Source organism: Arthrobacter echini, from assembly GCF_008107445.1.
GTDB classification, from domain to species: domain Bacteria; phylum Actinomycetota; class Actinomycetes; order Actinomycetales; family Micrococcaceae; genus Arthrobacter_D; species Arthrobacter_D echini_A.
The window spans coordinates 16,570-27,484 of record NZ_VSLD01000001.1; the positions used below are offsets into that span (position 1 = coordinate 16,570).

A 10,915-nucleotide genomic window follows, 5' to 3' on the forward strand; every position below is an offset into this window, starting at 1 on the left:
CCGGTCGGCGTCGGCGGCCCCGTGGATCCGGGCGCTCCTGAAGCTCAGAGCCGAGCCCGGAGCCGGCCTTCGAGTGCCGGCCCGTGACCGAGCTTCAGGCGCCGAGCCCCTGGCCGGACCTCAGCGGAACCTCCTGCGGCGGCGCCCGAAGGCCAGTCGTGCGGCGACGCCGATCAGCAGCGCCATGAGTCCCGCGGCCATGACCGGCAGGCTGGCCTCGCCGATGCTCGCTCCGGCCCGTCCTGCGAGCCCGTGGACGAAGACATCGGCGACCGCACTCAGTCCCGGCGCGCCGCCCGCCCACTGCGGGATCAGCCGGCCCGCCAGCAGTGCGACGGCGCCGATCACCGCGACCCCGAGCCCGAGGAGGGCCAGGGTTGTGCCGCGCCGGCGGGCGATGAGCAGGGCGAGTACTGCCAGGCCCGCCGCGATCGCGAGGTAGAGCGGCCACGCGGTGACGGCATCGGCCACCCGGCTCAGCATGCCGCCCCGTTCCAGCGATCCGACCTCGATGGTCGTGTCCTCCGGAGTGGGGATGTCCACACCGAGGCCACCACCCAGGCTCTCGGTCACGAGCCCGATGACGGGCGCGAGATCGAGGGTGATGATGGCGGGCGCGGGCTCGGCGGGGTCCGGGGCCTGCGCGAAGGTCATGGCATGCGAGATGCGCAGCGTCCGGTCCCAGGCCGCGGGATAGCCCGAGGTCTCGGTCACCGCGCTCACGGCGTCGCGGACCAGAGGTTCGATGAACGAGACCACCTGGTCCGGAAGACCCCCGGCGGTCGTCGCCTCCTCCACCAGCGAATCCGTCAGCACGGCCTGGAACTCGGCATCCTCGGACAGCGGCGAGGCGAGTGCCACGAATCCGGACTCGTCCACGAGATTCCCGTCGATCCACGCCGAGGCAAGCCCTCCCGCGGTGGCGACGAGGGCGAGCAGGGCCAGGACGGCAGAGACGAGAGTCCGCATGGATTCCTTCGGTGGTGGGTACCCGGCCGATTATGCCCCGTGCCGCTGAGCGGTACCGTCCGGACCCGCCGGTGGCGGGCATGGCGCCCACATAGCAGCCGCCTGGAGGTCGCCGGGGGTAAGGGGTGGTACAGATGGACTGTCAGCTTCACGGACGGACAGCGGGGTAGCTCCCGGGACAGGACACCATGACACGCGAGGGAACGGGGACGCCGTCGGGCGCTCCGCCCGGCCGGGGAACGGGAACGGGAACGACGACGGTGCCGGCGACGGCGGCCGAGACCTCACCCGATACGCCCTGGCCGCTGCGCCTGCTGTCCGAGAAGCTCAAGGCGCACATCGAGCGGGCTCCGGCCGCATGGGTGGAGGGTCAGGTGATCGAACTGACGCGCCGCGCCAGCATGTCCTACATCACGCTGCGCGACGTCGACTCGGAGGTCTCCCTCTCCCTGTCCGTCTACGGCTCGGTGATGGATCGCCTGGCCTCGCCGCCCGAGCGGGGCTCGCGCGTGGTCGCCCGCCTGCGCCCCGACTTCTGGGTGAAGACCGGACGCCTGTCCATGCAGACCACCGACATCCGGCCCGTCGGCATCGGCGATCTGCTGGCGCGTATCGAACGGCTCCGCCAGGCCCTGGCGGCGGAGGGCCTCTTCGCGGCCGCGCGCAAGAAACCGCTGCCGCTGCTCCCCCACCGGATCGGCCTGATCACCGGCCGTGACTCCGATGCGATGAAGGACGTGATGCGCAACGCCGCCCTGCGGTGGCCGGCCGTGGAGTTCGAGGTCCGCGAGGTCGCCGTGCAGGGCGTGAACAGCGTGGCCCAGGTCCGCGCGGCGCTGGGCGAGCTCGACGCCGACGAACGGGTCGACGTCATCATCATCGCCCGGGGCGGCGGCGCCCTCGAGGACCTGCTGCCCTTCAGCGACGAAGCACTCGTGCGCGCCGTCGCCCTGGCCGTGACGCCGGTGGTCAGCGCCATCGGCCACGAGGCGGACCGCCCGCTGCTCGACGACGTCGCGGATGTGCGTGCCTCGACGCCCACGGATGCCGCGAAGCGCGTGGTCCCTGACGTGGCGGAGGAGCTCGGCAGGATAGGACAGGCGCGGGCCGCCCTCGAACGTGCCATCCGCAATCTGGTCCACCGGGAGGCGGAGAGCCTGGCGGTGCTGCGCTCACGCCCCTCCCTGGCGAAGCCGGAGGGGATGATCGAGGTCCGCGAGGCAGATCTGGAACGCCTGCGCTCCCGGGCGCGGCGAAGTACGACGACGACGGTGGAGCGGGAGGCGGACGCGATCGGGCACCTGCGGGACCGGGTGCGCTCCCTCTCGCCGCAGAAGACACTGGATCGCGGGTACGCCGTGGTGCAGCAGACCGACGGGCACGTGGTGAGGAGCCCGACCGAGGTGGCTCCCGGGGAGACCCTTCGGATCCGCGTGGCCCATGGTCAATTCGACGCGGTCACCGCCTCGGTGACAGACGAGGGCACCGGCTCGGTCACTACCTCGATCACCGGGCACCCGGCGCAGCAGACGACACAGGGAGAACAGCATGGCGGAGAGTAACGACCAGCAGCAGCCCGTGGATGTGGGCGAGCTGTCCTACGAACGGGCGCGGGAGGAGCTCGTCCTCGTGGTCTCGCGGCTCGAGGCCGGAGGCGTGGGCCTGGAGGAGTCCCTGGCGCTCTGGGAGCGGGGCGAGGCCCTTGCCGACCGCTGCGAGGCCTGGCTCGAGGGCGCCAAGGTCAGACTGGCCGCCGCGCGCGAGAAGGCCGAGAACGCCTAGCTCCGCCTGCTAATCCTCGTCACGTACGGCCTCGGCGTCCTCGGGTGCGTCGTCACGGCGCTCCTTGATGAGCTCCTTGGTCCGCACGAGCCTCAGGAGCGTCACGAGGACGAGCCCGCCGAGCATGTTGAAGAGCAGCGTGTAGCCGAACCACCCGAGCCACTGCCCGTACTCGACGTCGGCCCCGGACTGGATGGCCGCGAAGACGAGCAGCGAGTCCAGGATGGAGTGGAAGAGCTGCAGGCCGGCGAGCAGGAATCCGCCGATCATGGTGGCGATGATCCTCGCGACGTCATTCTCCGTGCCCTGCTGCATGCGGCTCATGAGCGTGATGGTGCTGCCGCCCAGGACGGCCAGCGCCGCCGTCTGCAGGGAGAAGGGTGCATCGACGTAGTGATGCGCGCTCTCGCCCACCGTGGCCGACCACTGCGGGAACGCCTGCATGACGATCCAGACGAAGACCCAGCCTCCGGCCAGATTGGCCACGAGGGTGCCGATCCACAGCTTCGCCAGCTGCGCGAGACTGCCCTCCCTGGCGATGACGGCGGCCACCGGCATGAGGAAGTTCTCCGTGAACAGCTCGCTGTGGGCGAGCAGGAGCGCAACGAGTCCGACGCCGAAGGCCAGGCCCGCCAACAGTTCGTTCCCCGTCTCGTGCAGGACGGCGAGATAGGCCATGATGCCGAGGCCTATCTCGAACCCGCCGAAGACGCCGGTCACGAGGATGGTGCGCGTGGTCCGGTGGAGACGCTCGGCCCCCTCGTCGACGGTCTTGTCGAAGGACTCCTTCAGTTCGTCCTCGACGGGCGCGTCGGAGTCTCCGAGCTGCCTCCTGCGTTCCTCGCTCATCCTGTCCTTTCACAGCTCATGGCGCGTGGCGCGCACTCTGGGCAGCATCAACCTGCCTGGAGTCGCTTCTTCTCGGCCTCGACGTCGAAGGACGCCTTCGGCCAGCTCAGGTCCATCTCCTCGAGGGTCGCCGTGAGCAGGTGCTGTACGGCGAGGCGGGCGTACCACTTGCGGTCCGCGGGAACCACGAACCAGGGTGCATCGGCCGTGCTCGTCCGCTGCACGGCTATCTGGTACGCCGCCTGGTACTCGTCCCAGTATGAGCGCTCGTCGACGTCGCCCGGGTTGTACTTCCAGTACTTGTCCTTGCGGTTCAGCCGCTCGACGAGCCGTTCCTCCTGCTCGTCCTTGCTGATGTGCAGCATCACCTTCAGCACTTTGGTCCCCGAGGACACCAGGCCGTCCTCGAACGCGAGGATCTCGCCGTAGCGCTTCTCCACGGCTTGGCCGGAGGACAGCCCCCGGACCCGATGGATGAGCACGTCCTCGTAGTGGGAGCGGTCGAACACGCCGATCATGCCGGGAGCGGGCAGCTCCCGCCGGATGCGCCACAGGAAGTTGTGCTTCTGCTCCTCGGGGGTCGGAGCCTTGAATGCATGATGCGAGACGCCCTGAGGCTCCACCGAGCCCACCACGTGCCGCACGATCCCGCCCTTGCCGGAGGTGTCCATGCCCTGCAGGACGAGCAGGACGGCGGCCTCACCCCCGGCGCGACTCTCGGCGAAGAGCTTCTCCTGCAGCGACGACAGTCTCTCTGCTCCGGCGGCCAGCGCCGCCTTGCCCTTCTTCTTGCCGCCGTCGAAGCCCGGCGTGGAGTGGGGATCCATCGCCGCCAGGGAGAAGTCCGGTCCGGCCATGAGGAGCTGGCGCATGGCGGCGGTCTTGGCTGTGGATTTCTTCACGGGTCCTCCTGGAGTGGGCCGAGCGGGCTGGGACGAACAGGGCCGGACGGGAAGGCCGGGACGGTCAGGGCTTGTACGTGGAGAGGAAGTCGCCCAGCCGTCCGATGGCGTCCTCGATGACCTCGACGCTGGGGAGGGTCACCATGCGGAAGTGATCCGGTGCCACCCAGTTGAAGGCGGTGCCGTGCGAGATCAGGATCTTCTGCTGCTTGAGCAGATCGAGGGCGAACTTCTCGTCATCGCGGATGGGATAGACCTCGGGGTCGAGTTTCGGGAACAGGTACAGCGCGCCCTGGGCCACCTCGCAGCTCACGCCATCGATGGCGTTGAGGAGCTCGGCCGCCCGGTTCCGCTGCTGCAGCAGGCGTCCTCCGGGCAGAATCAGGTCCTCGATGCTCTGGTGTCCACCGAGTGCCGTCTGGATGGCGTGCTGCGCCGGCACATTGGCGCAGAGCCGCATGTTCGCCAGCAGATTGATGCCCTCGAGATAGTTGGCGGCATCCTGCTTCGGTCCGGTGATCGCCATCCAGCCGCTGCGGAACCCGGCGATGCGATAGGCCTTCGACAGGCCGCTGAACGTCAGGCACAGGACGTCGTCACCGGCGACCGACGCTGCGTTGACGTGCACGGCGTCGTCGTAGAGGATCTTCTCGTAGATCTCGTCCGCGAACAGGATGAGCCCGTGCTCGCGGGCCAGACGGACGATCCCCTCGAGCACCGGGCGGGGGTAGACCGATCCCGTCGGGTTGTTCGGGTTGATCAGGACGATGCCCCTGGTGTTCGGGGTGATCTTCGCGGCCATGTCCTCGAGGTCCGGCCACCAGTGGTCGTCCTCGTCGCAGAGGTAGTGCACCGGGGTGCCTCCGGCGAGCGCCACGGATGCCGTCCAGAGCGGGTAGTCGGGCGTGGGGATCAGGATCTCGTCGCCGGCATCGAGGAGTGCCTGCATGGAGAGCGTGATCAGCTCGCTCACCCCGTTGCCGAGATAGACGTCGTCGACGTCCATCGACGTGATGCCCCGGCCCTGGTAGTACTGGACGACGGCGGTACGCGCCGAATAGATGCCCCGGGAATCGCTGTACCCCTGCGCTTTCGGCAGATGCCGGATCATGTCCACGAGGATCGCGTCGGGCGCCTCGAAACCGAACGGCGCGGGATTGCCGATGTTGAGCTTCAGGATCCGGTGACCCTGGGCCTCCATGGCCATCGCGTGTTCCAGTAGCGGGCCCCGGATGTCGTAGAGGACGTTGCGAAGCTTCTCCGACTGTTTGTACAAGACCATTGGATCAGGATGTCACAGCTCGGGCCCGGTCCGCGGGAACCCGTCGGGGGTGCCGCGGACCGGGCCCGAGGTGGTGGTGCAGGTGCTGCCGGGTGGATCAGCCGGCGAGATCGTGCTCCTCGAGCCAGTCGGCTGCTGCCTCGGCCGGGTCGCGCTTCGCCTCGCCGCTGACCTCGCGGTTCAGCGACAGGAGATCCTCGGTGGTCAGCTCGTCCGAGACCCTGTTGAGGATCTCCCGGGCGTCGTCGCCCACCGTGTCCAGATTCACGAGCGGGAGGACCTGCTGCGCGATGAAGTTGTTCTTCGGGTCCTCGAGGACCACGAGGTCGTTGTCCTCGATCGAGGGCGTGGTGGTGTAGATGTCGGCCATCTGCACGGTGTCGTCGAGCAGCGCCTTGAGCGTGAGCTCCCCGCCGCCGTCGTTGATCGCCTCGACCGTGGGCTCACAGTCGTAGTTCTTGATCAAGCCCTTCAGCCCCTGCGGGCGCTCCAGGTAGGTACTCGGCGCCCCCATGGTGAACTCCGAGCAGTAGGGGGTCAGATCCGCGATCGACTCGAGGTCGTACTCCTCCGCCGTTGCGGCGGTGACGACGACGGCGTCCTTGTCCTCGGCGTCGCTCGGCTCCAGCACGCCGAGATTCGCGTCCGGGGACTTCGCCTCCAGCGCGTCGGGCAGGGCGTCCATGATCTCCTCGGCGGAGGCCGCCGTGGCGGCAGGGTCCGCGAGCAGCAGCAGGTTGCCGCTGTACTCGGGGATCAGGTCGATGGAGCCGTCCTCGATGGCCTGGTAGTAGATCTCACGCGACCCGATGTTGGGTTTCGTGGTGGCCTCGACACCTTCGGCGTTGAGGGCGCCCGCGTAGATCTCGGCGATGATCTGGCTCTCCGGGAAATCAGCTGAACCGACAACGACGGACCCTTCGGGGGCGTCGCTGTCCGCTTCCCCCTGGGGGTCGCTGTTAGCACCGCAGGCAGTCAACGCCAGGGCAGCCGTGAGACCGCCTGCCAGTCCCATCATGGCGCGTCGGGCGACGCGCGGGGCCAGGTTTGTCATGTTGTTCCTCCTTGTGCACTGGCAACGGCCTCTTGCCGGCCAGATTCCTGCTGGGATCTCGCGACCGGGCGCGTGGTGCGCAGACCGGGAGAGATCGCAAATCTTTGGAGCAGCGCCATGACGCCGTCGACGGCGATGGCGACGGCGGCGATCACCACGGCGCCACCGAACAGTCGTCCGTTGTCGTTGATCTGGGTGCCCTCCACGAGGAAGACCCCCAGCCCGTCCGCCTTGGCGTAGGCGACGACGGTAGCTGTCGCCACCACCTGGAGGACCCCTGCGCGCACACCGCCGAGCATGACCTGCAGTCCGTTGGGGAGCTCCACGCGGGTGAGGATCTGCCATTCGGTCAGACCCATGCTGCGGGCGGCGTCCACCACGGTGCGGTTCACCGAGGAGACCCCCGCGTAGATACCGCTGAGGACCGGCGGGACCGCCAGCAGGACGAGGGCCCAGACGGCGGGCAGCACGCCCCTGGAGAAGAGCAGGGCGAACAGGAAGACCATGCCGAGGGTGGGCAGCGCGCGCAGGATACCCACGCCCGAGACGATCAGGACGCGCCCCTTGCCGGTATGTCCCACGTAGAGGCCCAGCGGCACCGCGATGGCCAGGGCGAGGAGCATCGTCAGACCTACGTAGCCCAGGTGCTCCGCGATCCGCATGGGGATCCCGCGGGAGCCCGACCAGTTCTCCGGATCCGAGAGCCACTCCCCCATCTGGACGAACAGATTGCTGCTCGAGTAGTCCATCAGGAAGCCACCGTCCGTGCATCGAGGGCCGCGGCCCGGGTCCGGCGCGTCGTCGAGGAACGGGCCCAGGGTGTGAGGACGCGCTCGAGGAGGACCAGGAGCAGATCCAGCAGCAGGGCCAGCAGGAGCGTGATGATGATGCCCACGGCGATCTGCACCGGGTAGTTGCGTGTGAGCCCGTCCGTGAACAGTCGCCCGAGACTCGGCACCCCGATGAGCGCACCGACGCTCACCATCGAGATGTTCGTGACGGAGATGACCCGGACGCCCGCGATGAGGACGGGGATGGACAGCGGAAGATCCACCGTGAGGAAGCGCCGCAGCGGCGTGTAGCCCATGGCGACGGCCGCCTGCCGGACGCCGTCGTCGATCGAGGTGAGCGCATCCACCGTGGAGCGCATGAGCAGGGCCACGGCGTAGATGGTCAGCGCCACGACGACATTGACCATGCTGAGGATGCTGGTCCCGAGGACGAGGGGGAGGAAGACGAACATGGCCAGCGAGGGAATGGTGTAGAGCAGGGAGGAGCCGGTGAGCATGATCCCTGCGAGGGTGCGGTTCTGGCGTGCCAGCTGCGCGAGGGGCACGGCGATGAGAACGCCGAAGACGATCGGCAGGACCGACTGCAGGAGGTGGTTGCCGGTGAGCTGACGGAGCTGGCCGATGTTGGCCGGCACATAGTCGATGATGCCGCTGATCCAGTCCACCCCTACACCGCCGTGTTGTAGTTGGCGCGTCCGCGATCGAGGCGTCCGGCCTCGATGAGTTCGAAGACCTCCGCGGCCCGGACCACGCCGACCACCCGGCCGTCGTCGTCGACCGTCACGCCCAGGCCCGACGGCGAGGACAGCGAGGCGTCGAGGGCGCGCCGCAGCGAGTCCCCCCGCGTGTACAGGGAGCCGCCCGGCACCGCGTCGGCCTGCGAGGTGACGGACTCGCGGGTGGCCTCGGGCACCCAGCCGTGCGGACGGCCCTCCGCATCGACGAGGAGCGTCCACGGCGAGTTCACTGTCACCGAGGGATCGGCCAGCCGGCCGGTCTCGATGGTCTCGATGGGATGGATGGTGACGTCCTCGCCCTCCTGGAAGGAGAGGTGGCGGAAGCCGCGGTCCCGGCCCACGAATCCGGCCACGAAGTCGTCGACCGGTGCACGGAGGATCTCCTCGGGGTCCGCGAACTGCGCGAGCCGCCCGCCGACGGCGAACACCGCCACCCTGTCCCCCAGGATGGTCGCCTCGTCGATGTCGTGCGTGACGAACACGATGGTCTTGGCCAGGTCGCGCTGCAGGCGGATCAGTTCGCTCTGCAGCTCGGCCCGGACCACGGGGTCCACGGCGCTGAAGGGCTCGTCCATCAGGAGCACGGGCGGATCCGCAGCCAGCGCCCGGGCCACCCCCACGCGCTGCTGCTGGCCCCCGGAGAGCTGCCCGGGGTACCGGCGGCCCAGCTCCGGGGCAAGACCCACGACGTCGAGCAGTTCCTTCGCGCGGGCGCGGGCCGTTGACCTCGCCACGCCGTTGAGGCGGGGAACGGTGGCGATGTTGTCGAGCACCGTGCGATGCGGCATGAGGCCGGAGGACTGCATGACATAACCCATGGAGCGGCGCAGCTCGGCGGCTTTCTGCTCCGCCACGTCCTGCCCGTCGAGGAGGATCCGCCCGGAGGTGGGCTCCACCATCCGGTTGATCATGCGCAGCGACGTCGTCTTGCCGCAGCCCGAGGGACCCACGAACACGGTGATCTTCCCGCGCTCGATATCCATGGTGAGAGAGTCCACCGCCGGTTGGCCGCCGTCGTAGGTCTTGGTGACGTCGCGGAACTCGATCATGGGGCGGGTGGTGGAGGCCTGCTCGGTGGATGTCATCTCAGCTGTGCCTTTCGTGGCAGGAGCTACTCGGCCGGGCTGCGCCCACGGACCACACACGCGTGGTTCCGGCTTGCCGTCTGGAGGGTCTGCTGGGCGGAACGCGCAGCAGTCAGTTCAAGCTGTCGGAGAATCCGAGTGTAACCATGACTGCGGAACGGTGACGAACGAGGTGCGGTCCGATCGGCCTCGCGTCGCGGGGCGCCGCCGTGGTAGCGGCCCGCGTCCTAGCGGCGGATGCGGATGACCAGCGACGCCGCGGCGAGGACGGTACAGGCAACGCAGATGGCGAGCGCGAACACCGTGACGGACGCGTCGAGGCCCCACCGGCCGGCGGCCGCCCCGAGTCCGAGCACCGGAACCGCACTGCCCAGATAGGTGATGACGTACACGGCGCTCACGGTCTGGGCGTGCAGCGCGGGATCGACCTTCACGGACACCTCGTTGAAGACCACCCGGAAGGCCATGCCCTGGCCGAAGCCGGCGACGACGCACGCCCCGACGAGCAGCACGGCACTGCCCGTGGCCGCCGCGACGGGAAGGAGCCCGGTTCCCAGCGCCATGGCAGCCAGTCCCACCGGCACCACGAAACGGCCGCGCGGTGACAGGAGCTGGCTGAGAGCGGACGAGGCCAGGACGAGGGCGGCGAGGACGCCGATGACAGGGCGGGAAGTGGTGCCGACGATCGAGGCGAACCAGGTGGGGGCGAGGCTGAGGGAGAAGCCGAACACCGCGAAGCTGAGGAAGCCCACGGAGGCTGCGGTCCAGAACGCGCGGCGGGCGTCCCTGGACACTCCGGGCCGACGGGGCCGCAGGGCGGCCAGCGGGCGGACGGCGTCCGCGGGCTTGATGGCGGGGCGGGCGTCGAGCAGGACCAGGGGCACCAGCAGGCTCACCAGCACCACGAGGTAGACGATGAACGGCGTCCTCGTGGGGGCGGGCAGGAGGGACAGCAGGCCGCCGATCACCGGACCGGCCGCCACGCCGCCGGCCGAGGCGAGCAGCGTGAACCGCGAGGCCCAGTCGGGGCGGGTGGGCAACAGATCGCGCAGCGCCGCCGCACTCGCACCCGTGGCAAGTGCTACCGCACCACCCTGCAGCACGCGGCCTGCAGCGAGCATCGGCAGCGTCGTGGCCGCGGCGAACAGGCAGGCACCGAGCAGACCGAGGACGACGGCGAGGACCAGTGCGGCGCGACGGCCCAGGTGGTCCGACCAGTGGCCCGCGAGGACGAGCCCGCCCACGAGGGCGAGGACGTAGGAGGAGAAGGCGACCGAGACTGCGAAGGAGGTCAGGCCGAGATCGGCCTGGATGAGCGGGTAGAGCGGCGTGGCGAGATTGGCTCCGATGAGCAGGGTGGAGATCACCGTGATCGCCAGCGCCAGGCGCACGGCGAGGGAGGCGTCCCACGCGCGGCGCTGCACGGTGGCGGGTCTCATGCGCAATTCGTTGATGACGCTCATG

General features: G+C 69.2%; 11 protein-coding genes. 2 read left to right on the forward strand and 9 right to left on the reverse strand.

Features of this window, described 5'->3' with window-relative positions; genetic code table 11:
* Window positions 1–120: 120 nt before the first annotated feature.
* Entirely contained in the window at window positions 121–969 is an 849-nt protein-coding gene (locus tag FQ377_RS00075; RefSeq protein ID WP_148599235.1) for a hypothetical protein, read from the reverse strand.
* Window positions 970–1,157: 188 nt separating this feature from the next.
* Here FQ377_RS00075 and xseA point away from each other — a divergent pair, with 188 nt between their 5' ends.
* Both xseA and FQ377_RS00085 read left to right on the forward strand, forming a co-directional pair.
* Window positions 1,158–2,531, forward strand: a complete 1,374-nt coding sequence (gene xseA / locus FQ377_RS00080) for an exodeoxyribonuclease VII large subunit (RefSeq protein ID WP_148599236.1) — start codon at window positions 1,158–1,160, stop codon at window positions 2,529–2,531.
* Window positions 2,518–2,751 (forward strand): exodeoxyribonuclease VII small subunit, encoded by a 234-nt coding sequence (locus FQ377_RS00085; RefSeq protein WP_148599237.1) that lies wholly within the window; start codon window positions 2,518–2,520, stop codon window positions 2,749–2,751. Before xseA ends, FQ377_RS00085 begins: the two co-directional genes overlap by 14 nt.
* 9 nt (window positions 2,752–2,760) lie before the next feature.
* Here FQ377_RS00085 and FQ377_RS00090 read toward each other — a convergent pair whose 3' ends face one another.
* The 8 genes from FQ377_RS00090 to FQ377_RS00125 all read right to left on the reverse strand — a co-directional run bounded on the left by FQ377_RS00090 (window position 2,761) and on the right by FQ377_RS00125 (window position 10,914).
* Window positions 2,761–3,600 (reverse strand): formate/nitrite transporter family protein, encoded by an 840-nt coding sequence (locus tag FQ377_RS00090; RefSeq protein WP_148599238.1) that lies wholly within the window; start codon window positions 3,598–3,600, stop codon window positions 2,761–2,763.
* Window positions 3,601–3,647: 47 nt separating this feature from the next.
* Window positions 3,648–4,472, reverse strand: a complete 825-nt coding sequence (locus FQ377_RS00095) for a PPK2 family polyphosphate kinase (RefSeq protein ID WP_148600009.1) — start codon at window positions 4,470–4,472, stop codon at window positions 3,648–3,650.
* Window positions 4,473–4,566: 94 nt separating this feature from the next.
* Complete coding sequence (locus tag FQ377_RS00100; RefSeq protein ID WP_148599239.1) at window positions 4,567–5,784, reverse strand: pyridoxal phosphate-dependent aminotransferase; 1,218 nt, start codon at window positions 5,782–5,784, stop codon at window positions 4,567–4,569.
* 97 nt (window positions 5,785–5,881) lie between these two features.
* On the reverse strand, window positions 5,882–6,838 hold the full coding sequence (locus FQ377_RS00105; RefSeq protein WP_148599240.1) for an ABC transporter substrate-binding protein: 957 nt from the start codon (window positions 6,836–6,838) through the stop codon (window positions 5,882–5,884).
* Window positions 6,835–7,587 carry an ABC transporter permease gene (locus tag FQ377_RS00110; protein WP_148599241.1) on the reverse strand — a complete coding sequence of 251 codons (753 nt, stop codon included), beginning with the start codon at window positions 7,585–7,587 and terminating at the stop codon, window positions 6,835–6,837. The genes FQ377_RS00105 and FQ377_RS00110 overlap by 4 nt, the downstream gene beginning before the upstream one ends.
* The gene (locus FQ377_RS00115) at window positions 7,587–8,294 is read right to left on the reverse strand and encodes an ABC transporter permease (RefSeq protein ID WP_316245899.1); all 708 of its coding nucleotides are present in this window, start codon (window positions 8,292–8,294) and stop codon (window positions 7,587–7,589) included. The genes FQ377_RS00110 and FQ377_RS00115 overlap by 1 nt, the downstream gene beginning before the upstream one ends.
* 2 nt (window positions 8,295–8,296) lie before the next feature.
* Window positions 8,297–9,415, reverse strand: a complete 1,119-nt coding sequence (locus FQ377_RS00120) for an ABC transporter ATP-binding protein (RefSeq protein WP_148600011.1) — start codon at window positions 9,413–9,415, stop codon at window positions 8,297–8,299.
* A 263-nt stretch (window positions 9,416–9,678) separates the two neighbouring features.
* A complete protein-coding gene (locus tag FQ377_RS00125) occupies window positions 9,679–10,914 on the reverse strand; it encodes an MFS transporter (protein ID WP_148599242.1) in 1,236 nt (411 codons plus the stop codon).
* Window position 10,915: the final 1 nt, after the last annotated feature.